The organism is Nostoc sp. ChiQUE01b (assembly GCF_034531255.1).
In the GTDB taxonomy this organism is placed as follows: domain Bacteria; phylum Cyanobacteriota; class Cyanobacteriia; order Cyanobacteriales; family Nostocaceae; genus Nostoc.
The window spans coordinates 68,666-91,483 of sequence record NZ_JAVRBM010000002.1 but is presented as its reverse complement, the minus strand read 5'-3'; the positions used below and the strand labels follow the sequence as shown (position 1 = coordinate 91,483).

Below are 22,818 nucleotides of genomic sequence, written 5' to 3'. Positions count from 1 at the left end.
ATATGGGAGGCAACCAGATTAGTAAAATTGTCGCCTCATCATCTATTTAAACTGATACAATAGTAACTCCATGTTCAAAGTTACTACTGAATAGGGTTGTTTGATTGCTTACTTGCTAGCGCTACTACCACTGGCGACAGAAATTTTATATTCTGGGCTGATTTGGTCAGCAGCAGCAGCCACCTTTGTAATCACATTTGGCGGTAGAGGAACATATCCTAATGCACTAGCCTGCTTCTGTCCATCAGTTAAAGCATATTCGATCGCAGCTTCAATCGCCTTGGCTTTTGCCGCATTGGGATATTTCTTGTAAGCCAAAATCCAGGTGTAAGTGACGATGGGATAGGAATCAGCCCCTTCGGGATCGGAAATAAAGGAGCGGAGATTTGCGGGTAGAGGTACTGATTCGAGAGTTTTAGAAGCTGACTCTTCACTAGCTACAACAAACTTACCGCCTTTATTTTCCAAAGCAGCAAAGTTGAGACTATTTTGTTTGGCATAGCCATACTCGACATAACCAATGGAACCTTGAGTTTGTTGGATTTGGGCAGTAACACCCTCGTTACCTTTAGCACCTACTCCCTTAGGCCAGTTGACAGTTTTGCCTTCACCAACTTTACTCTTCCACTCAGGGCTGATAGTGCTGAGGTGTTTTGTGAACACACCTGTAGTTCCGCTACCATCGGAACGATAAACAACTGTGATTGACTCTTTCGGAAGCTTTGCACCTGGGTTAGCCTTGGCAATTTGGGCATCATCCCAAGACGTGATTTTGCCTAGTAGAATATCGGCATAAACGGCTCGTGGGAGTTTGAGTTCTGGAACATCAGGCAAGTTGTAAGCTAACACGATGCTACCAGCAGTCACAGGCAGTAAAATAACACCTCTATCTGCTGGTACTTTCTGGATTTCTTCATCCTTCATTGCGACATCGCTGGCACCAAAGTCTACAGTGCCTTTGATAAATTGTTCAACTCCAGAACCGCTACCAACTGATGCATAGTCAACTTGCAGATTGGGATATTTTTTGTTTAAATCTGTGAACCAGGTATCATACAGTGGTGCCGGAAAAGACGCACCAGCCCCGCTTAACTTTACGGTTCCGCCAAGGTCTAATTTAGCTGGGCTAGAAGCAGTAGTATCTGTAGCAGTGCCAGAAGGCGCATCCTTGGTGGCTGTATTATCTGGTGTTTGCTGTCCACCACAAGCTGTTAGGCTGATTGTCAGTGCTAACACTGAAATTGAACCTGTGAGGCGATGAATTTTTGTTGCACTAAGACGTGAGAGCATCGCTATCAATTTTTTAGTAACTTTTCAGGTGAGCGTTTCTAAGATACTCCCAAAGGACAACAATAGAGATTAACAAAAGGTTAACAAAGCAATAAAGATACTTGTTTTTTTGATGAAGAGCAAACCCTTGTTTCTAGTTTTGATTGATAAATTTTATACTTTTACTTTAGGTTTAAGATAGAAATATTACTACAGTAAGTTTCTTGTATCTATTTACAAAATTTTATTGATAGTGTAATTTAGTTAGTCAATTCATAAAAAAAGTATATAAATATTAATTAAGATTAAGCATTCAACACTTTGTAGCCAAATTTAGGCACTGCTCTGCAAAACTAGTATAAATACTAATATAAATAATGCTATTTTACCATATTTTAGGTTAAACACCAGAATTCACAGCACGCCTCAGCCAAGAAAGTCAGATAAGAGACACTTCAGCTACAATTCGTAGAACTGAAAAATTACATACCAAAAAGGCAAAAGAAAATATGCTAGTTCTTAAGATGTAAGCACAAATTTCATTTCAATATTTAATGAATATACTAGTTGCTGTTGGTTTTCCCTTTTGCTTTTCTTTGGTTGCCTGATAAATGTTTGCTGCTTCCAATCAATTACTATGGTCTATGATTGGCTTACTCCTGACAATGGGTGGTACGTTCTTAGAAGTTTATGGCATCACCTTACCTTGGACTTGGAGTCAGCACGGAATTCAGACTTTTTCTTTAGGTGTCACTTTTCAAATTGGCGCAGTATTGTTGGTGGGTTGTTTAGGGGGAAAAAATGCGGGTGCGCTCTCACAAATTGCCTATTTAGTCATGGGGTTAACCTTATTACCAGTATTTGCCGATGGCGGCGGTATTGGTTATGTCAAGCTGTCTCAGTTTGGCTATCTACTAGGCTTTATTCCCGGAGCTTGGATTTGTGGCTTAGTTGCCTTTAAAGCGAGACCCCGACTAGAAACTCTTGCCTTTAGTTGTGTCTGTGGCTTGTTAACTCTCCACCTATGCGGTATTACTTATTTGATTATTATCTATCTTTTTCAGTGGAAAGGCACAGAAAATCTCCCCTTGATGCAAGCAATCCTTAGATACTCGTGGTTTGCACTACCAGGTCAACTAACTGTGGTCTGTGCAGTTACTGTAATAGCATATATATTGCGTCACTTAATGTTCTATTAGTTCATTGTTTTTGTCCTTTGTCCTTTGTCAAAAGCTCATGACCAATGACCAATGACCAATGACTCATGACTAATGACTAATGACCAATGACCAATGACCAATGACTAATTTGCCATGCGTTTAAAAAATCGTCTTTTCTGGATCGCTGCCTTCATCGCTTTTTTCTTAGACCAAATAACAAAGTACTGGGTAGTACAAAGCTTTAGCTTGGGGCAGACACTACCACTCTTACCTGGGATATTTCACTTCACCTATGTCACTAACACTGGTGCAGCTTTTAGTCTGTTGAGTGGGAAAGTAGAGTGGTTGCGCTGGCTATCTTTAGGAGTGAGTTTAGTATTGATAGCGTTGGCGTTAATTGGCCCAACATTAAATTTGTGGGATCAGTTAGGCTATGGCTTGATTTTAGGTGGAGCTATGGGCAACGGTATTGATCGTTTTGTTTTAGGCTATGTCGTTGATTTTCTTGATTTTCGCCTAATAAACTTTGCTGTATTTAATGTGGCAGATTCATTTATTAGTATCGGTATTGTTTGCCTGTTAATTGCTTCTTTGCAAAAAACACCGACTTCAACTGGCAGATCCCATTAAACTATTAAGCCTGGGATGATTAATCCCAGGCGATTGACTTAGTGAAACCCTTGCTTAGTCTTATATGCGAAGACTTTACATATAAGGTTTTATCAATTTTTATTTGTTATCTAACACCAGTTTGCATAACTGGTGCAAGAGTTCAAGAAAGATGCACCTGCGATCGCTGATGGCAAACCATTATTTAGATTATGCCCCAGCTTTTAATTTAATTACCTGTGGTAGGAGTTTTTGGCGAACTAGAGCCGGGAGTACTGGGAGAGCTACCGGGTTCGATACTGCTGCCAGGAGTGCCAGGAGTGCCAGGTTGTTCAGGTGTGGTTGAGCTTCCTGGTTCGGTAGTGCTGCCAGGAGTGCCATCAGGAGTGGTTGAACTTCCTGGTACTGGAGTTAAGTTGCTAGGTGCGCCATCAGGAGTGGTTGAACTTCCTGGTGCTGGAGTTAAGTTGCCAGGTGCGCCATCAGGAGTGGTTGAACTTCCTGGTGCTGGAGTTAAGTTGCCAGGTGCGCCATCAGGAGTGGTTGAACTTCCTGGTGCTGGAGTTAAGTTTCTAGGTGCACCAGGTGCCGATGGGGTTGTGCTTCCTGGTGCTGGAGTGATTTCAGGAGTGCCAGATTCAGGAGGGGTGGTTCCTGGTGTAGTGGTTCCTGGTGTAGTTGTACTATCAGGAGTGGTGGTGCTATCAGGCGTTGTTGTTTCTGCTGGTACTGTAGTGCTACCAGGAGCGCTAGGCGCAGGAGCGCTAGGGGTGGCTGCTGTGCCGCCGGAACAGCGGGAGTTGAGCGGAAAATGCTCGCACAGAATTTTCATACCTTCTGGCGACATCTTGATTTCCGTTGGTGCGCTAGTGGAGTCGCTACTAGATTGGGCTATGGGGGATTTACTGGATTCGGCTACAGCAATATTAGTGGTAAATGCCAAAGATAAAGCTGTACCAATCAGGGTCAGAGATTTTCCCATCATTACTGTAATTAACCTCAACGGAACACTCGCCCTATTAAAGCAGATAATTAAGATTTAGAAAATCTTCCTAAATGAGGATATTTAGGTTTGTTTCAAAATATGTGAATATGTAAAATTGGTAAAATTTAAATCAGTTATTTATTGACAACTAGTGTTTAAAAAGACAAATATAAAGACCATACTTATAGTTATTGAACGATTAATACAGCTTAGGTAAGCCTTTGAAAATACAAAAAAATCTTTTCTCATAGAAAAAAGTGATTTTAATTACAAACTTATTCTAGCTATAATAGAAATTTAAGTATAAATTAAATCAGAAAGTTCCGTAGAGCTAATTTATGCTTTGGCTTATGAGTAAAATGATGAAAGACTAACATCTAAAATTGATTGTAATTTGCCCGATTCTTCATTAAAAACTGTGATGTGAACAGCCGATGAGTTCTCCCCAACCCCCTCACAAGCCACAAACGTTACTAGGTCAACTGACTCAAGCAGTACATACGATTCAAGCTAGGGTCGATTTTTCAAAATTGGCGCTCAAGCCTAATGCCAAAGTACCGGAACTTTGGGTGCAGGATGCGGGGGCGGATAAAGCAGAAGTATATCCACTGTTGGGCGATCGCTATATTCTCGGTCGTAGCTCCAAATCCAGCGATATCGTCATCCGTAACCCTGTTGTCAGCCAAATTCACCTGTCACTATCGCGGAATTCTACTCAGCGCACACCAGTTTTCACGATCAAAGACGAAAACTCCACCAATGGCATTTATCGGGGCAAGCGTCGTGTTAGCTCCCTAGAACTGCGTCACGGCGATATTCTGACTCTGGGCCCGCCAGAACTCGCCGCTTCTGTGCGGTTACAATATGTCGATCCACCAGCCTGGTATGTCAAAGCTGCTAGTTGGACAGCTTATGGAGTTGGTGGTGTTAGTGCCCTATTAACATTAGTGATTGGCGTCGAATGGCTGAAATTTTCAGTCAGACCTTTACCGACAGCGACACGCGCTCCAGTAGTTGTTTACGCGCGTGATGGAGCCACTCCCCTAAGAGAGCCTCGGACAATCTCTCATGTAGACATGAAGCGATTAGAGGAATTTGGCCCTTATTTGCCTGCTGCGGTAGTGGCTTCAGAAGATAGTCGTTATTACTGGCACTTTGGAGTTGATCCTCTGGGGATTTTACGAGCTCTGTTGATTAATAGCCGCACTGGAGATGTGCAACAAGGAGCCAGCACTGTAACCCAGCAAGTTGCCCGCAGTTTGTTCCGCGAGTATGTAGGTAGACAGGATACCATTGGCCGCAAATTGCGGGAGGCAGTTGTCGCTCTAAAGCTCGAAACATTTTACAGCAAAGATGATATTTTGCTGATGTACTTAAATCGGGTTTTTTTGGGAGGTGATACCTCTGGCTTTGAGGATGCAGCCCGATATTACTTTGAGAAGTCAGCGAAAGAATTAACTTTGGCAGAAGCAGCAACATTGGTAGGAATTTTACCTGCTCCCAACGCTTTCGATTTTTGTGGGGATGGGCCAAATAAGCTAGAAGCAGCTGAATACCGAAATCGTGTGATTAAGCGATTGCTGGAGATGGGCAAAATTAAAGCAGAGGATGCGAACCGAGCTAGACGTTCGACTGTCCAAATTAGTCCTAAAGTCTGCGAACAGCAAGCTAAAACGATCGCACCTTATTTTTACAGTTACGTCTTCTCTGAACTGGAATCAATTTTGGGGGAAGGAGCTGCAAGAGAGGGTAATTATATCATTGAAACCAAGCTCGATCCAGCGATACAGAGACAAGCAGAAGCAGCGTTGAATAATTCGGTAAACAACTCTGGTAGAACTTTTAATTTTTCTCAAGGGGCAGTAGTCACTCTTGACTCTAGTACAGGCAGTATCCTCGCAATGGTAGGCGGGACTGATTACAAAAAAAGTCAGTTCAATCGTGCTGTTCAAGCCAAAAGACAACCAGGTTCCACCTTTAAAATCTTTGCTTACACTGCCGCCATTCAACAAGGAATTTCGCCATCCAAGAGTTATTCCTGCGCTCCTTTAACTTGGCAAGGCTTTACTTATAAACCCTGTCGTGCTGGTGGTGACACAAGCTTCGATATTGCCACCGGGCTGGCGCTTTCAGAAAATCCTATCGCCTTGCGAGTTGCTAGAGAAGTCGGACTGGATAAAGTAGTAGCAATGGCGCAGCGTTTGGGGATAAAATCAAACCTCGATCCGGTTCCTGGCTTGGTACTGGGTCAAAGCGTAGTCAATGTTTTGGAAATGACTGGTGCTTTTGGCGCTATTGGCAATCGCGGTGTGTCGAATCCTCCCCATGCCATTAACCGAATTTTAGACAGTGGTGATTGTCGCGATCGCAATGATATCAAAACCTGTCGTGTAATCTACTCTTTCGACCAAGATCCAGGTGCCAACAAACGAGTGTTAACAAATAATGTCGCCGATGAAATGACTAGTTTAATGCGCGGTGTAATTGCAAGAGGTACTGGTCGTAGTGCTGCCATTGGACTAGGGGAAGCTGGAAAAACTGGTACTACTGATAAAAATGTTGATTTGTGGTTTATTGGTTTTATCCCCAGTCAGCGACTTGTAACTGGTGTTTGGCTAGGAAACGACAATAATTCACCGACATCTGGCAGCAGTGCTCAAGCAGCTCAATTATGGGGAAATTATATGCGGAGAATTACACGGTAAATTGAGGATGGGCATGGAGCATTAATCACTTTAACCTATCAAGAGTGAAATCAGGTTGAATTTGCTGTGCTTTATCGTAGGATGCGATCGCTTCTTCATTGCGTCCTAAATTCAGCAGTGCCTTTCCCCGATTGTACCAAGCTTCATGGTCATCAGGTTTAATAGACAGTGCTTGGTCATAGGATGCGATCGCTTCTTCATATCTACCGAGTTTGTTAAGTGTAATGCCTCGCCGTCTCCAGACATAAAAAAGGTCAGACAAGTCATCCTTAGGTTCCAATTCTAAAGCTTTGTCTAGGCTAATGAGTGCTTCTTCATATCTATCCAGTTCGTTAAGTGTAATGCCTCGCCAATTCCAGACATAATAAAGGTCAGACAAGTCATTCTTAGGTTCTAATTCTAAAGCTTTGTCTAGGCTAATGAGTGCTTCTTCATATCTACCCAGTTTGTTAAGTGTAATGCCTCGAAATTTCCAGACATAATAAAGGTCAGACAAGTCATTCTTAGGTTCCAATTCTAAAGCTTTGTCTAGGCTAATGAGTGCTTCTTCATATCTACCCAATTTTTCCAATGAAATACCCCGACTCGTCCAAGCATAGTCATCATCTGAGTTAATTTTTAGTGCTTGGTCGTAGGATGCGATCGCTTCTTCATATCTACCCAATTCTTTCAATGAAATACCCCGACTCGTCCAAGCATAGTCATCATCTGAGTTAATTTTTAGTGCTTGGTCGTAGGATGCGATCGCTTCTTCATAGCGTCCTAATTTATCCAGCACATAGCCATGCCAGTTCCAAGCATCGTGGTAATCTGTTTTAACTTTCAAGGCTTCTGTAAACGAGGCGATCGCTTCTTCATTGCGTCCTAAATTCTCTAGCGCAATTCCCCGACTGACCCAAGCTTGGTAATTATCTGGTTCAATTTCCAGTGCTTTGTCGTAGGATGCGATCGCTTCTTCATTGCGTCTTAAATTCCTTAGCGCAATCCCTCGGTTGTACCAAGCTTGGTGGTAATCAGGTTTAAATTCTAGTGCTTTGTCATAGGATGCGATCGCTTCTTTATAATCTTGTCCAGCAGACTGCAATTTTCCCAGGTTAATCAGTAAATTATATTGACGAGTAGGTATTTGATGGTCTTCTGCTATTAATTCTTGAATTCTTAGTATTTCTTGAGTTCTTTCTTCTGGTGTTAGAGCGAGATATTTTTCATAATCTCCATCCTGAATTATCCGTGATGATTCTTGTTCTAAAGTTTCTGAGTCTATAGGGAATTCAAATAACCCAGAACGCCAGTCAAAAAAGTCTGGCGCACGTTGAATAAAATATTTAATCGCAAATATCGGTAGTAAGAACACAAAACAAATATTAAAGTTATCCTTAAACCGTTCTCGCTGTTGATTGAGGTTAATTAAAACAGGTGGTACACCCTTCCAACTGTATGAATAAATATCTCTACTATTCCAACCTGTTAAGCTTTTGCATTCTTCATATTTATAAAATGAATGCTCTAAACCTGTAATAAATAAAATATTTATTCCTTTTTTTTTATCTAAATTATCAATTATTTCATATAAATTAGTCACAGCTTGTTCTAGCCGTAGAACTTCAATATTTTTATTGGGAATATTTTCTTTTACCTTGGTAATTAACTGCTCACCCTCAGCCGGAGAGCAACGGACAAATAATAAGCCAAAGCCTTCTGTAAAATTCAGAGTGCGGACTAAGGCTTGATATTCCTCATCTCCTTGTGATGGTAAATCCCGATCCCAATCCGTCAGTTCTAGTGCCATAATCTTAGCTGTGTAATGCCCAATATTAAGCGTTAAAGACACAGTTATTTATTTTTATGCCGGATACAATCGATTAAAAGTATCTTGAAATTCTTTAATTCCCTTAATTAGAGGATGAATATCATACCAAACTTGGCTTTCTCCTTCTCCATTTAAATAACGATATTCTAAAATACAGCGATTAAATAATAAGCCTCGATACAATGGATCGTTTTCTATTTCTTTAGAATGATACACAGTTGCCAGTGCTTCCCATTCATTAGCAAAAACTGTATTTCGATAAGTATTTCGCAACTCGCTCATTGAACGCTGTAAGGCTCTGGTAGGAATAGGTAGGCTGTTAGTGTATTTAATCGCCTCCTTCATTAATAATAATAAATTTCGCACATGACCTCCACTCATCAGGCATAGTCTTTCTAAAGCTTCTCGCTGCTCAAACATATCTACCACAGATAAACTAGAGTCTATCAAACTCAGACGTTTTTGCAGTATTTCTATAACTTTATTAATACCGCGTTGATAGGGTTGGTTCTCAGGCGTTTGCACCATAATCATCGGCAATACCTGAGTATTACCATAGATATTAGCTAGGTCTGCGGCGCGATTAGAATACAGCAAAGAAATGGGTACTGTATAAAGCAAATGGCAATCTAAAGCTTGGAGTTGTTCGCTACGGTCGAGAAAAATTTGGTCGTGATTGCTGCGTCCATCTTCTTGAGGTATAGGTACAATCCGGTCTAAGTTATCAGTAATTAATACAAGTTGAGAATATCCTGAAGGTAAGTGCCTTTTGGCATCTTGAATAAACTCATTTAAAGCTGCAATCAAAGTAATTGTATGCGGATTTACACGCTCACGAATTTTTTGGCGTTGAGTAGGTTCTGTTCGCAAATTTGCTGTTAATTTGGCGAATTGGGCAATTTGCCCTTCTATACTTAAGCTTTGTAAGGAGACTTCAGTTAATGCCAAATCTTTTAAATCTTGCCAACGTTCGTTTAACCAGTTCAATAAACTAGCTGGAGAAGTGCTATCTTTTAATGCATCTAATAAGTGGCGGGTACAAGCTAAAAGAATATCAGTATATTGGGCATCTTCTGGATCGATATCTTGTTCATCAGCAGGAAAATAAACAACAAAGCAACCTTGCTCATCTAAATATTGCTGAAGACGCAGTAATTCTGTAGATTTTCCAGCACCGCGATGACCTGCATATAGTTGAGAGGTCATTCTGTCTGAATATAAAATCTCTCTACCTACTTCTACTAATATGTCACCATCTCCCCGCACTTCTGTACAATCAACATAAGCAGGATCTCCTGCGGGTAAGGGACGAAATGGGTCAAAAACATTGTATATCCGCTTTAAAAAGGCAAAATCCTGGGTCATAAATCTAAATTTCACAGGTTAGCGCCATATTATCGCAAACTTACAGAGATAGTTAGAAAATTAAATCGCCATATTCTCGCAAACTTACAGAGATAGTTAGAAAATTAAATTGTCAGGTGTGTTATTGCTCACAGTGGGGCACAATTGACAAATTACGGTGCGTTAGCCTACGCCAGACAGTTATTGGCAAATGAACAGGTAAACAGATTAAAACCAATTCTTGATGAACTATTACCCAAGCTCAATGCTTACCTAAAAACCATAGGAAATAGGGAGCAGGGAGCAGAAGAAGATGAGGGAGATGAGGAGAGAAGATAATACTAACTCTTAACTCCTAATTCCTAACTCAGTACTCAGCACTCCTAACGCCCCATACCCAATTACTGATATCCCTTCCAAGGAGTGACTTCGAGCTTGCCGTTAGGCTTGAATATCACTTGGAAGTGGGCTAGAGGTTCTTTGTCATTGGGAGCAGCTACATTAGAACCATAGATAGCGTTAAACATATTAGGAAGAGGTGTTTCTCGGAAATAATCAAAGGCGACTTGATTAAGTGGTTCATAGTCAGCAATTATACCATCTTTGTTGACTGCTACCCGATATTTTAAATCTCGTGTAAAGGTGGGGGTGCCACTCCAAGTTTGGCGAACTGTATTATAAAGCTTTTGATTTAGACCTTTAGTGATATTAGAGTCAGTAATTTTTGCACCGACTACTTCTGGTGTCTTAGCATATCCTCGCCAAGGGCTAACTTGCAGCACACCATTTGTAGTAAACACTATTCGGAATTGGGCGATCGGTTCATTGGAAATGCGAGCGCGATTAGCAGGATTATAAAGTAGGTTAGGCAGAGGAGTTTGCCCAACTCCTTGATTAGCCTCTTTATTCACCGCTTTATAACCAACGATCGCTCCATCCGCAGCTACACCCAAACGATAGATCAAATCCTGCTCCAATCCTGAGCGTTTAGTCCAAGCTGGATGAACTTGATTATACACTTGGCGATTCAATGCACGCAGCTGGGATGGATCGGTAATTTCTGGAACTGTATTTAAAAGTGCTTCTAAATCTTTGACTACTGGCTTTGTAGTAGCTGTTGGTGTTGGTGTTACCGCCGCGATTGGTGTTGCAGCCGCTGATGCTGGAGGATTAAGGCTCTTTGTTGTAGAGCTAGTTTGCTCATCTGGCTTAGGCTGCGGTGTACGCATTTGGGGAGGTGGAATCAAGTTAAATGCGATCGCTGCTACTGCTAAACTTGATACTCCCACAGCAGCAGGAATAGCCTGCCTGATTACAGCCTGACTAGCACCGCCATAGCGTCTAGTAACTGGTTGTAGTTCTAGGGATAATTCTGGTAAAGTCTGGGTATCAGCAAAAAACTGATCCACTGCTTCTACTAAATCAAATAACTGTACCGTATTCAAATCTATTTCAATCGGCGGACGTTTAGAATTATTAGAGTGAGACTCGAACCCCTCTGGAGCATTCTCTGAATGTATGATTAACCTGTGGCGGTTGCCGTCAATTTTTTGAAACTCTACTAACTCCGATTCTTGGTTGTGTGCTTGCGGATTGGGTACAGTACTCAGAAATTCTTGGGCGTAACCACTAACAGCCCTCACCAAACTTTCAAAAAATTCCCGCCCTCCGGTTAGGGGTTGGTTGTAACCAGATAAATAGCATTCTGCATTTACCAATATTGATAATTCTGGGCGCATTTCCTGGAACTGTGCAGCCCTAGTGACATCACTTAACCCTTCTAAAAGAAGAGTACAATTAGGTAGACTGTACTTACGTTGAATATTCATTCCACTTCACCGTCAAAAAGACTAATCCAGAACCGCTGCATTCCAGCAGTACCAGTACAAAATAGTAATTGTCCTAACAAATTTATTGCTAGTGCATTTAATTTTTCATCAGAAGTTAATGCTAGTACACCAGAACGTCGAGCATTCATCCGGCTTTTAAAATGCGCTCTAAACCGCTCTAGGTAATTAGATAGCCGCAAATTCTGTTCTAATGGAATCTGTTTTTCTTCCATTTGTTGACATATCATTAATAACTGGCGGATGACAACAGTTAAACGCCGTGCTAGGTAGCAAGCAATGACCACCAGAGCTTTTGCTTCCATAATAGTTAAGGGACGGCGTATATGCGCTCTTCGTAGCGGGTTAGAGCTACGCATCCGCCATAAATTTACCCTGTCTTTAACAATTCCTTTAAGATCCAACTCTTGAGCAAAAGCCAGGATTGCTTCCGAACCACCAAGTTCTAAAGCTTCAATTGCCAGTAAAATCAGGTCAATTTGCAGCCTGGTTCTCCGAGGACACGTTTTGGAAGCGATCGCAGGATCTGGTAAAGTGTCCAGAATCATCGGCAGTGAGTCTTGGGTTGGACTGTTGAACGGCGTTAAACTTGCTGAAACATTCATTCTATAAATACCTTGTGCGGTTCCAACAGACTAGATAAAACAAATTTCAGATCGGTAGTCAAGACTTGAGCGTTAGACTTGTGGGAGTAGCATGACTACCTGATATATACATTACTTAACTCTTTCTACTCAAAGTTTTCCCCATATTGAAATCAAAATTTTAAAACATAACTAAATTCACCTCATTTATTAGTGAAATACCTTTTCTAGCTTGGTTTAGATTCTAATTATCGTCAATGAAGGGCGAAGCTTCAGCCTTGACCCCCAGCGTATGACATTATAGTGTACGATTTTTCAGGTATCTGAAATTGGGGACTGGGGACTGGGGACTTGTACTGAGTGTTGCCTTTGGCGCAGCCTGTCGTAGAGAAGTATTGGGCATTAATTATTTATTCTTCTCCCTCATTCCCTGATCTTCCCCATGCCCCATTACCCCTTATCCCCTTCAGGGGCCCCACCATCCCCATTCCCTATTCCCCACTCCCCATTTTATGAATTTAAAGTCTCTCATTCGTGACATCCCAGATTTCCCGAAACCCGGAATTTTATTTCGGGATATTACTACGTTACTGCGCGATCCACAGGGGCTGCGCTATACTATTGACTTTTTAACACAAAAATGCAATGAAGCTGGAATAACAGCTGATTATGTCATTGGTATGGAGTCGAGGGGATTCATTTTTGGTTCACCTCTGGCTTATAAATTAGGAGCTGGTTTTATTCCCATCCGCAAAAAAGGGAAGTTACCAGGAGCCGTTCACTCAATTGAATATCAGCTAGAGTATGGTACAGATTGCCTAGAAGTGCATCAAGACGCTTTACATCAAGGTAGCCGAGTTTTGATTGTGGACGATTTGATTGCCACGGGTGGAACAGCGAGTGCCACAGCCAAATTGGTGCAGAAAATTGGCTGCAAACTAGTAGGATTTGGGTTTATTATCGAGCTACGGGATTTACAAGGGCGTACACATTTACCAGACGTGCCGATCATCTCTTTAATTGAATATTAGTCATTAGTCATTGGTCATTAGTCATTGGTCAATAGCAAAACAACTGGCAAATGACAAATGACAAAGGACAAATGACAAAGGACAAAGGACAAAATATAAATGACATCTACGAAAATTTCCTTGGAGACAGGTCGGGATTGGCTAATCGGGCTAGTCACGAGCGAAACTTTTGTTTATGTGGCAAAGCGGCTATTGCAGGCACTGCTAACTTTGTTGTTGGCGTCAGCGTTGTCGTTTTTCATCATTCAATTCGCTCCTGGTGATTATGTAGATACGCTGCGGCAAAATCCGAAGATATCTCCTGAAAGAATTGAAGAAATCAAACGGCAGTTTGGTCTAGATAAGTCTTGGCCAGAGCAATTTTGGCTGTGGCTATGGCGAATCTTGACTAAAGGGGATTTTGGCACGAGTTTTATTTATCAGCGTTCGGTGGCATCGCTGTTGTGGGAACGAGTACCAGCGACTTTGCTATTAGCGATCGCATCTCTAATTGTCACATGGGCGATCGCCATCCCTCTAGGGATCTTTGCCGCTGTCAAACAAAATAAGCCAGCAGACCGGATTTTACAGGTGATTAGTTACGCCGGACAAGGCTTTCCTAGTTTCATCACTGCCTTAGCGCTGCTGGTTTTAGCCCAAATCACCTCGCCGTTTTTCCCAGTGGGTAGCATGACTAGCATCAATCACTCAGAACTGTCGTGGTTTGGCAGAATCTTAGATATCGGCTGGCACATGATTTTACCTACCATCGCCCTCTCAATTACTAGTTTTGCTGGTTTGCAACGCATCACTCGTGGCGAATTATTGGATGTTCTGCGTCAAGACTACATCCAAACGGCTCGTGCCAAAGGTTTGCCAGAAAACCGCGTCATCTACGTCCATGCACTCCGCAACGCCATAAATCCCTTAATCACCTTATTGGGTTTTGAATTAGCTGGTTTATTAAATGGTGCCTTCATCGCCGAATTTTTCTTCAACTGGCCCGGTTTGGGGAGATTGACTCTACAGGCTTTACAAGCTCAAGATTTATATTTATTAATGGCAAGCTTAGTCATGGGCGCAGTACTGCTGATTGTTGGCAATTTAATCGCCGATTTGATGCTCAAAGCAGCCGATCCACGCATTCGCCTAGAAAATCTCAATTAGCAGCAATTCTAAATTCAAAAAATCAAAACGCATTAGGAAATTTGCAGAGTATTGCCAACTATCAAACAAACAACAAATAGGTAGACAGAGGTACGGATGTTATTGAAGAAAGTCTTCCTAATTCCTCATTCCATCTTGAATTTGGCTACTCTCAGTGTCAAGCTACTTCTGCATACTGCAAAACTTAGAATTGCTGTTTAATTAGTTATTTTACCAAGATTCAGACTTAGTTCTTTACTCTGGCATATTTGAGAGTTTTTTCTAAGCGGGCGGCGGGAATCGAACCCGCATTAATAGCTTGGAAGGCTATAGTTTTACCACTAAACTACGCCCGCAAATTTCCAACCCTATAAACTTAACACAGTTTTTGCCAAAATTCAAGTATCTAGTTGGAATTGGCGGGTTGGATTTTGATCCTGACATATAGATTGCTCAATTCTGGTTTTGTGCCATCGTTATTGTGGGCAGCAATAAAGTTTTCTGTTTTAAAAACTTCGCTCAGGACTTGCTCATATATAGTTTTTTCACTTTGCAGTGTTGCTGGTTCTATTTCTAGAACTACAGCCTGTTGAAAGTTGCCATTCTGATCGATTATCAAGCTAGCCAAGAGTTGTGCTGGCTCAAGTTCCGAATTGTGGACAAGAAAACTTGGGTCTAATTGTTTTGTGTTGCTTCCTCTGTATAAAGCGATAACGTCGGGTAAAGCATCTTGTCGGAATCCTCCTGATTGTATCAAGCTAATCACTTCATTTTTAGATAAGGGAGCTACTATTGCGACCGATGCTCCCCCAGTCGTCGAAGTTGCTGGAGTTTCCCTAGTTGAAGTTGCTGGAGTTTCCCTAGTTGAAGTTGCTGGAGTTTCCCTAGTTGAAGTTGCTGGAGTTTCCCTAGTCGAAGTTGCTGGAGTTTCTTTAGTTGAAGTTGCTGGAGTTTCCCTAGTTGAAGTTGCTGGAGTTTCTCTATTTTCAGGTTCTGAAACTGGTCGATTTGATGGAATACCTGTTGGTAGTTGCGTTCCCTTTCCCAGTTTAATTTCTTGACGACGCTTCCAAGGTAAATTACCGACTGGAACTGTAGGTTTCGGTGTGACTTTAGCTATAGGTTTCGGTGTGACTTTAGCTATAGGTTTCGGTGTAACTTTAGCTATAGGTTTCGGTGTTGGCGTTGGGACTATCTGTTGTCTAGAGGGTTCGCTATTAGGTTGAGAGGCGTAAATTCGGCTCTTTTTCTGGAGATTCTCAGGAGAATTTATTGCACCAAAATCTTCATTTTTAGGCGTAGCTCGTGCTGTTTGTGATGAACGTACTGGTACAGACTTTTCAGTAGGAGATAGTGGCTTTGACGAAACTATTTTGGCTGTTGATTTTGATTTGATTATTGATTTTGTTTTAGGAGCAATGTCTATCAATTCAATGGGAACAGCAGACTGATTTTGCTGGGGAAACCACAGGCTAAATGCATTAGATGAGCGCATCAGCCAGAACACCAGCAAGTGCAGAGAGACTGAACTGACAACGACAAAAATCCACAAACCTGGTGGATCGGTGTGTCGTCTCCAGACCTTGGCTGGAATTGGAGTTTTATCAGCAACCGATGGTGTCATATTATATAAACTGGATATGATTATGCACTTTTACTCATTGGTAATGCTTTAAAATACCAGTCTAAATTTTAGCGATTAACCATTACCTCTGGTGAAACAGCGAAAGTCAAAACTGTTTCATCTACTCCTTTAAGTTCTAGCGGACTACCTTTAGTAATTTCTCCTTCCTGTAAATAATCTGCTACGGCAGCAGAAACCAGGATTGTACCGGGAACAGCAGCAGCTTGCAACCTTGCGGCAATATTCACACTTGGGCCAATAGCAGTATAATCGGCACGTTCAGCGCTACCAAACATCCCCACAACAGCAGTACCTTGGTGAATACCGCACCGAAACTGTACGCTAGTAAGTTTGTCGCTATCGAATACACCTTGCTCTCGCCAGCGCTGGTTCAAGTCAGCCAGTGAGCGGTGCATTGCTCTTGCTGTATTAATAGCACGACGTACTTGTTCATTAGGAGTTAGTTCTTCCGGCGCTCCATATAAAGCTAAGATAGCATCTCCCATAAATTTATCTACAGTGCCGCCATTGCTAAAGACAACTTTGGTCATGGCTTCTAAATATTCATTTAGCAACTCCGCGACTCGTCGGGATCTGAGAGTATTGGCTAGCTGTGTAAAACCCACAATATCGCTAAACAAAACTGTAATTAAGCGTGGTTCTGGGCGCAAATCTAACGTTAAATCTCCGGTTGCGGCTTTTTGCACCAACACAGCAGGTAAAAAGCGCTTTAGCACCGATTCCGTTAAATAAGTATTTAACTCCACAATTCGCCGTTCATTTTCTTTCAACGCTAAAAGATTGCGAACTTCCGCCAAAAGTTCCCGATCGTTGAATGGTTTTGCTAAATAAGCGTCTGCGCCATGTTCTGTACCTTCGATGCGGGTTTCTTCATCTACTTTCGCTGTCAGCAGAATGATTGGTGTTCCTTTCAACGTCTCCTCATTGCGGATCATCTGAATCATCTCAAGTCCGCTCACTAAGGGCATCATTAAGTCAGTCACAATCAAGCTGGGTATAATTTCCTTAGCTTTACTGTGCCCTTCATGACCGTTACGAGCTGTCTGTACATGATAGCCATTACGGCGGAAAATCTCAGATACATAGGTTCGCAAATCGGGGTTGTCATCTACAACTAAAATTGAGTGCTGAGTCTTAAGTGCTAAGTCTTTAGTATCAACACTGGGGGAGAGGTTTATTGTAATATCTTCAATATTGTCTGTTGTTGACTCTACTAGTTCTAAATCAGCCAATTCTACGCTAGCGCGGCTGGTATTCAGTTCGGTAGATGTTTCTAGTACTTGCTGTGCAGGTAAATGAGCATTTCCAGTCACCAGCCATAAACTAAAGGTAGTACCTTCACCATAAACTGATTCCACAGTGACTTGACCACCATGTAATTCTACTAATTCTTTAACTAAAGCTAAACCCAAACCACTGCCTTCATAGGAGCGATTTGCTGAACCTTCAGCTTGGCGAAAGCGCTCAAATAGGTGAGGAATTTGTTCTTTAATAATACCAATTCCAGTATCTTGTACTTGCAAGATGCAACGATCGCGCTCAGATTTTAGTCTGACACCGATCGTCCCACCTTCGGGAGTGAACTTCATGGCATTTGACAAGAGGTTATAAACTACCTTGTCAAATTTTTCCATGTCCAAGTACACCGTCGAACATTCATCTAGCTGGGTGACAAGATGCAGTTTCTTTTTCTCGCAGTAGGGACGAAAAGATTCCACTATTTGGCTGACAAATTCGACTAAATCGCAGGGATGGAAATTTGGCTGCATTCTCCCCGCATTCAGCCGTTGTAAATCTAAAAGTTGATTTACCAGTCGCAGCAGGCGGCGGGAGTTACGCAGGGCGATCGCACTTTGAGAGTAAGATAATCCCTCACCAGCCGCCACTGCCGACTCTAAAGGCCCTTGAATCAAGGTAATCGGTGTGCGAAACTCATGGGAAATATTTTGGAAAAATTCGGTTTTTTGTTTGTCTAATTCCAGTAAGCGTTCAGCTTGTTGGCGAGTTTTTTGATACAAGTGTGACTGCTGGACAGCGATCGCGGCTTGCGCTGCTACTGCTTTCGCTAAATCAATATCAGATGGCAACCATTGGCGTACTTTTTTACCTTCATGTAAAGTAATACTACCGATACATTTTCCATCAGCCAATAATGGCACAAACATTAGCGATCGCGCTGGCATTTTTAAAGACAAATCAAAACCCTGCACATCTGAAAAAGAATGGCTCACATTACCAATTACCACAGGTTCATGTGTCTGTAGCATTTGTTGAAGGATGGGATTCTCCTGTATGGATGCTTGAGAATAGGGTAATCTCAGGGGTGAAACGTGATTATTGCTACCTAAATTATTGTCAAGGGCTGGCGATCTTAAATTTTCTGGATGTTGAAAACTGTCATACAAGCCCACACACTCAACAAACTTATCTTCCTCAGTCCACAAAGACAAGACGCAGCCATCAACTTGTAACGCTTGTCCCAATTGCTGGGTAATTGCCGCAAAGATATCTTGAGGATCTAGGCTAGAGCGAATCGCGCTAGTAATCGTATTAATCAGGCTCTCTCGCTTGGCAAGGGCACGTACTTGTTCGTAAGCATAAGCTTGAGACAAAGCTAAGGCTGCCTGATCTGCTACCATCAGTACTAACTGCACCTCATCATCACCCCAGAAGCGAGCCAGAGAACACTGGTGCAATGCTAGCACTGCCATCAGTTCTTGTTGACAGATCAATGGCACAACTAAACTAGAACAAATGTTAGCAGCAGCAAAAGCTTCCGCACGCTCGCGCAGTTCGGGAGTGTTACCGTGAATGCGCTCATCATCAATCGCATCATGAATCACCTGGACTTCGCGGGTTTCCCACACCGTCTGAGCCAAAAGAGACAGAGGGGGAGCAGAGGATATGGCGGGCAGAGGGGAAAGACTTACTGCCACTTCCCCTTTGCTCTCCTGCACCTCTGCCTCTTCAGAAAGAGGCTTCTGATAAATAAACCCTTTATCCGCCAACTGCTCATCTTGGAAGGGACGTAGCAGACAAACATCCACCTCCAACATATGACCCACTGTATCTACAATTGCTTGCAAAATTTGTCTGTAGTCTAAAGCACTGCGAATCGTATTGGTAACAGTATTCAGCAGCGATTCTTGACGGAGTGTGCGGGTAAGTTCGCGGGTTCTAGCTTTGAGGACATTGTGGGTATCCAAAGCTTGGCGTACCACTGCTTTTAGTTCCTCTGCTTCCCACGGTTTAGTTACATATTTAAATACCTTGCCAGCATTGATTGCTTCCACCAAGTCTTCGACATCGGTGTAGCCAGTTAAAATAATCCGAATAATATCTGGATATTGAGTTGCTGTCAGACTCAAAAATTCTGTACCGCTCATCATCGGCATCCGCTGATCGGAGATGATCACCGCGATCTCTCCCTCTTGAGCCAGCAGATCGAGGGCCGCAGGGCCAGAGGTTGCCCTTAGCACCTTATAATCACGATAGAAAGTGCGGTAAAGCAAGTCAAGGTTGTCTGGTTCATCATCGACAACCAAAATTTTAGGCTTACTGTTTGCTTGGGATTTCATGCACCGCTTTCCTGCTGCAACGGCAGTCGGATAAAGAATAATCTGATCAGGTAAGGATTTTTCTGAGTCAGGTCAGAGCAGAGCATTTCGACCAATAGGGCTGTTTGGCTACATGACTGCTGAGTGTAGGAGCGTTTACTCACAGTAATTCGTCTCAATTGCTTGTGCCGATTCCCGTTTGCGTTGGTGCAGTGTAATTGCTTTCATTGTCAGTTTTGGTGTTATAGAGTCGACGGTTGCTTGCCAAATCTTTTTTTACCTCCTGTGAGCAATGTCTGATAATACATACAGCGCTCATAGCCAGCTGAAAAATCCAGATAAAGCTGCATATTAAGTTTTCCCTCCACAGCTGTTGTAATAACACTTGCAGGTAAATTTTATTTATGGTAGTCATGGTAGAGTCAGCGAAATTAAAACAATAAGATTTAAAGCCAAAGTATACTATTAGACAAATACCTATTCTAATTTAGCAATCAGAACTATCATTAAGACAAGTAGTATTGGTTGAGGAGTTAGAGATTAGGGATTAGGGAACCTTACAGATTCTTGTTCCAGTACCTGTACAGCCTATTTGGATGACTTGGTAGCAAAGTAGTGTCAGGGTAGCGGCGACTGCAAAAACAAGTTCAGTACTGCAACCAAGGGAGGTTTGAAACCAAAGCTTGTCAATAGTGTACTTACTTAACAATTTCAGAAATGCTGCTTACGAACAAGTTATGCTATTCCTCTGCCCACTTGCTCAAAGCTTTATCACTTTACAGATGTTTTTGTGGCAATCAGTTTGATATTTTGCCTACCTAAAACAAGGGATGCAATGAACATACTGAATTTAAGGTTATGGATTTATGAAGTTGTAACTCCTAATACTCTTTCAAAAATGCAGGTTATAAAACTCCAAGCTAAAGTATAAAAATTTGTTTAATCGACAAGCAAAAGTGAATTAGCAATACTGGTTCAGTTAAATCTCCTGGGCAACTTTAAAGTTCTGATTTAGTTTAAATCTTGTTTTAGGATATTTGAGAAAATTTTTGTTGAATAAAATCAATACTAAACTAGCCTTGAAATATCGGTTTTTTCACTCATACCACCAACAGCCAATCGATCCAGCTTCCTACCAATTCCAAATTCGTACAGCTACATCGACTGATTTGATTGGTGTTGCCCAAATTATTACTGAAAGCTTTCACTCCCACAAGGGTATATGGGGATGGGCTTTCCCATTACTACGTCTGGGTATTTACGAGGACTTAAGGCATCGGATGGCATCACCTACGCCCCGTCATCTTTGCTTAGTTGCCCTTGAAGCTACTACTGGTGAGGCTAATAACTTAGTGGGAAGTGTGGAACTGGGTGTACGTTATAGTAGTGATTCATGGAGCCAAGCTGGTGTAGGTTTTCCTTATTTATCTAATTTAGCGGTTCACCCAAAATACCGTAGGCATGGTGTGGCTTCAGGATTACTTACTAGCTGTGAAAAAGTCTCTCGCGAGTGGGGATTTCAAGACTTATATCTCCATGTTTTAGAAAATAACCATCAAGCAAGACAGCTTTATTTCAAGCTGGGATATCGAGTGGATAAAGTCGAATCTAATTGGAATACATTTCTTCTAAGACGCTCAAGCCAGATGTTATTGCACAAGCACCTGAGTGCTGATTCCATTATCTGAATTTTGTTTTGGCTGGCAATTGTCAAGTTTTGTGTTCCATTCCAATTAATTCGATAAAATCTAGAAATCATAGCGGTAATTAAACACAAACTAAGCTAAACCACGTCTACCTTGAGAAGCATAGTTTTTTTGACTTAGAGAAAGCTCAAAACTCAAGCCAGGACTAAATAATATACTTCTCTTAAGAACTCCAGGTTTTCAAGTAGACGAGGTTTGATTAGAAATCTAGCCAATATTAGCTAAATATCCAGATAAATCCGCTTTGATTTGGAGAACTTACATGGTTTAGCAGCCAAGAGTTAACGGTAATGAAGGCTCTTTGAGTTATACTGGTTTTTTCACGCAATTAAACAGGAGTCCTATAGATCAAAACTAAAACAATGTTTGTTAATTTACGAAGCGAGTAAATAGCTTTTGATATTTTTTTTCAAAAGAATATTTTTTTAAACTTTTTACGAAAAATCCCCTCGTCTATTTAAACAAATTATCTTTTTAGGAAATATTTTTAATATTAAAAAATGTTAAATTTAGCCTTTTCGGATTTATGGTTAACAAATTTTTTAAAGCATTCGACTTAGCAGAAAATGGACTATAATGGGAACATAAGGCGAAATCGCGTTGAAAGAAATAATTACTTCCTCATAATAACTTTGTAATTTATATATTTATCTTTATAAAAACTTTAAGAAAACACGAGTATAGTTTACAGACAAATCTAGTTATATCTCATAAAATATAATCACTCAATTACTGAAACAACGCCTATATATAATATTGCTATTTTTAGTTAGATTGACCAGAAAGGTCTTGATAATAAAAGAATTCAAAAACTTGATTTGATATAACAGCTAGTTCCGTTTTGAAGTGCATACTACAACAACATTCATTAAAAGTTTAAACAACATGGATAGCGAACAGCATCAACGCTATCAGACCTCTATGGTATCAACTTATTACCCTGAAACTACTTTCCTTGACTCTGTTGTCATGTCAGACGGAACTGAGCAATCACAAGGCTCGGATATCCTTACACGTTTGCACAGTGGAGAAGTTTTCATCGTCAATAGTCGCAGGCGAAATGGATTAATACTCTTTAAACGCTACCATGCAGAGTTTGCTGGTCCAGGGGCTGCTGTGGGTGGGGATTACGATTGTGATTGCCAAAGGGCACTGCCCATAGGTAATCTTTCTTTATTAACTCCTGAATCTAATGAAGAACGCCAGAAGGCTTACTTGATTAGGCGACAGTGGATTCGATTGATCAAACAAATTACAGAAAACCCACTGCCTGGGCAGCGAGTCCAGAAGATTCTCGATCAATTTGAACAATACTTTCCACCAGAAATAGTAGCTCTTTTACCGGATGTTGCCTTTGCTCTTTTAGTGGGTGTGCTGCCACAAACAGTGGGAGTGGTACGCCGTTTGGGCAGTGAGGTAAATAGCAGGTTTAATTACTGAG

Annotated in this window: 16 protein-coding genes and 1 tRNA gene; 9 read left to right on the top strand and 8 right to left on the bottom strand. The window is 41.5% G+C overall.

Annotation, left to right across the window (positions count from 1 at the left end; genetic code table 11):
- Positions 1–108 precede the first annotated feature (108 nt).
- Entirely contained in the window at positions 109–1,290 is a 1,182-nt protein-coding gene (gene pstS / locus RMY63_RS02185; protein WP_322727120.1) for a phosphate ABC transporter substrate-binding protein PstS, read from the bottom strand.
- 590 nt (positions 1,291–1,880) lie between these two features.
- Between pstS and RMY63_RS02180 the strand changes: the two genes are divergently transcribed.
- From RMY63_RS02180 to RMY63_RS02165, 4 genes are all read left to right on the top strand, one after another.
- Positions 1,881–2,468 (top strand): biotin transporter BioY, encoded by a 588-nt coding sequence (locus RMY63_RS02180; RefSeq protein ID WP_322727119.1) that lies wholly within the window; start codon positions 1,881–1,883, stop codon positions 2,466–2,468.
- Between the two features lie 114 nt (positions 2,469–2,582).
- On the top strand, positions 2,583–3,059 hold the full coding sequence (gene lspA / locus RMY63_RS02175; protein WP_292774536.1) for a signal peptidase II: 477 nt from the start codon (positions 2,583–2,585) through the stop codon (positions 3,057–3,059).
- A 218-nt stretch (positions 3,060–3,277) separates the two neighbouring features.
- Positions 3,278–4,081 (top strand): hypothetical protein, encoded by an 804-nt coding sequence (locus RMY63_RS02170; protein ID WP_322727118.1) that lies wholly within the window; start codon positions 3,278–3,280, stop codon positions 4,079–4,081.
- 376 nt (positions 4,082–4,457) lie between these two features.
- Entirely contained in the window at positions 4,458–6,728 is a 2,271-nt protein-coding gene (locus tag RMY63_RS02165; protein ID WP_322727117.1) for a transglycosylase domain-containing protein, read from the top strand.
- Between the two features lie 25 nt (positions 6,729–6,753).
- Here RMY63_RS02165 and RMY63_RS02160 read toward each other — a convergent pair whose 3' ends face one another.
- On the bottom strand, positions 6,754–8,559 hold the full coding sequence (locus tag RMY63_RS02160; RefSeq protein ID WP_322727116.1) for a tetratricopeptide repeat protein: 1,806 nt from the start codon (positions 8,557–8,559) through the stop codon (positions 6,754–6,756).
- A 12-nt stretch (positions 8,560–8,571) separates the two neighbouring features.
- Positions 8,572–9,903 (bottom strand): AAA family ATPase, encoded by a 1,332-nt coding sequence (locus RMY63_RS02155; RefSeq protein ID WP_322727115.1) that lies wholly within the window; start codon positions 9,901–9,903, stop codon positions 8,572–8,574.
- 144 nt (positions 9,904–10,047) lie between these two features.
- Here RMY63_RS02155 and RMY63_RS02150 point away from each other — a divergent pair, with 144 nt between their 5' ends.
- Positions 10,048–10,221 carry a hypothetical protein gene (locus RMY63_RS02150; protein WP_322727114.1) on the top strand — a complete coding sequence of 58 codons (174 nt, stop codon included), beginning with the start codon at positions 10,048–10,050 and terminating at the stop codon, positions 10,219–10,221.
- 62 nt (positions 10,222–10,283) lie between these two features.
- Here the strand turns inward: RMY63_RS02150 and RMY63_RS02145 are convergent, their stop codons facing one another.
- Both RMY63_RS02145 and RMY63_RS02140 read right to left on the bottom strand, forming a co-directional pair.
- A complete protein-coding gene (locus RMY63_RS02145) occupies positions 10,284–11,711 on the bottom strand; it encodes a DUF4335 domain-containing protein (protein WP_322727113.1) in 1,428 nt (475 codons plus the stop codon).
- Positions 11,708–12,334: a DUF3038 domain-containing protein gene (locus tag RMY63_RS02140; protein ID WP_322727112.1), complete on the bottom strand. Its 627-nt coding sequence runs from the start codon at positions 12,332–12,334 to the stop codon at positions 11,708–11,710. The genes RMY63_RS02145 and RMY63_RS02140 overlap by 4 nt, the downstream gene beginning before the upstream one ends.
- Before the next feature lie 491 nt (positions 12,335–12,825).
- Here RMY63_RS02140 and RMY63_RS02135 point away from each other — a divergent pair, with 491 nt between their 5' ends.
- Together RMY63_RS02135 and RMY63_RS02130 are read left to right on the top strand one after the other, a co-directional pair.
- Positions 12,826–13,344, top strand: coding sequence for an adenine phosphoribosyltransferase (locus RMY63_RS02135; protein WP_322727111.1), 519 nt, complete (start codon positions 12,826–12,828; stop codon positions 13,342–13,344).
- 99 nt (positions 13,345–13,443) lie between these two features.
- On the top strand, positions 13,444–14,490 hold the full coding sequence (locus RMY63_RS02130) for an ABC transporter permease (RefSeq protein ID WP_322727110.1): 1,047 nt from the start codon (positions 13,444–13,446) through the stop codon (positions 14,488–14,490).
- Between the two features lie 264 nt (positions 14,491–14,754).
- Here the strand turns inward: RMY63_RS02130 and RMY63_RS02125 are convergent.
- From RMY63_RS02125 to RMY63_RS02115, 3 genes are all read right to left on the bottom strand, one after another.
- Positions 14,755–14,825, bottom strand: a tRNA-Gly gene (locus RMY63_RS02125).
- Positions 14,826–14,875: 50 nt separating this feature from the next.
- Positions 14,876–16,093 (bottom strand): hypothetical protein, encoded by a 1,218-nt coding sequence (locus RMY63_RS02120; RefSeq protein WP_322727109.1) that lies wholly within the window; start codon positions 16,091–16,093, stop codon positions 14,876–14,878.
- A 68-nt stretch (positions 16,094–16,161) separates the two neighbouring features.
- Positions 16,162–19,692 (bottom strand): response regulator, encoded by a 3,531-nt coding sequence (locus tag RMY63_RS02115; RefSeq protein ID WP_322727108.1) that lies wholly within the window; start codon positions 19,690–19,692, stop codon positions 16,162–16,164.
- Between the two features lie 1,028 nt (positions 19,693–20,720).
- Here RMY63_RS02115 and RMY63_RS02110 point away from each other — a divergent pair.
- Positions 20,721–21,359, top strand: coding sequence for a GNAT family N-acetyltransferase (locus RMY63_RS02110; RefSeq protein ID WP_322727107.1), 639 nt, complete (start codon positions 20,721–20,723; stop codon positions 21,357–21,359).
- Positions 21,360–22,262: 903 nt separating this feature from the next.
- Complete coding sequence (locus tag RMY63_RS02105) at positions 22,263–22,817, top strand: hypothetical protein (protein WP_322727106.1); 555 nt, start codon at positions 22,263–22,265, stop codon at positions 22,815–22,817.
- Position 22,818 lies beyond the last annotated feature (1 nt).

What these genes read in the sequence shown, in the direction of transcription:
- RMY63_RS02135 (WP_322727111.1), top strand. Translation starts at nt 12,826, where the DNA reads ATGAATTTAAAGTCTCTCATTCGTGACATCCCAGATTTCCCGAAACCC.
- RMY63_RS02130 (WP_322727110.1), top strand. Translation starts at nt 13,444, where the DNA reads ATGACATCTACGAAAATTTCCTTGGAGACAGGTCGGGATTGGCTAATC.
- RMY63_RS02140 (WP_322727112.1), bottom strand. Translation starts at nt 12,334, where the DNA reads ATGAATGTTTCAGCAAGTTTAACGCCGTTCAACAGTCCAACCCAAGAC.
- pstS (WP_322727120.1), bottom strand. Translation starts at nt 1,290, where the DNA reads ATGCTCTCACGTCTTAGTGCAACAAAAATTCATCGCCTCACAGGTTCA.
- RMY63_RS02165 (WP_322727117.1), top strand. Translation starts at nt 4,458, where the DNA reads ATGAGTTCTCCCCAACCCCCTCACAAGCCACAAACGTTACTAGGTCAA.
- RMY63_RS02145 (WP_322727113.1), bottom strand. Translation starts at nt 11,711, where the DNA reads ATGAATATTCAACGTAAGTACAGTCTACCTAATTGTACTCTTCTTTTA.
- RMY63_RS02155 (WP_322727115.1), bottom strand. Translation starts at nt 9,903, where the DNA reads ATGACCCAGGATTTTGCCTTTTTAAAGCGGATATACAATGTTTTTGAC.
- RMY63_RS02115 (WP_322727108.1), bottom strand. Translation starts at nt 19,692, where the DNA reads ATGAAATCCCAAGCAAACAGTAAGCCTAAAATTTTGGTTGTCGATGAT.
- RMY63_RS02120 (WP_322727109.1), bottom strand. Translation starts at nt 16,093, where the DNA reads ATGACACCATCGGTTGCTGATAAAACTCCAATTCCAGCCAAGGTCTGG.
- RMY63_RS02105 (WP_322727106.1), top strand. Translation starts at nt 22,263, where the DNA reads ATGGATAGCGAACAGCATCAACGCTATCAGACCTCTATGGTATCAACT.
- lspA (WP_292774536.1), top strand. Translation starts at nt 2,583, where the DNA reads ATGCGTTTAAAAAATCGTCTTTTCTGGATCGCTGCCTTCATCGCTTTT.
- RMY63_RS02180 (WP_322727119.1), top strand. Translation starts at nt 1,881, where the DNA reads ATGTTTGCTGCTTCCAATCAATTACTATGGTCTATGATTGGCTTACTC.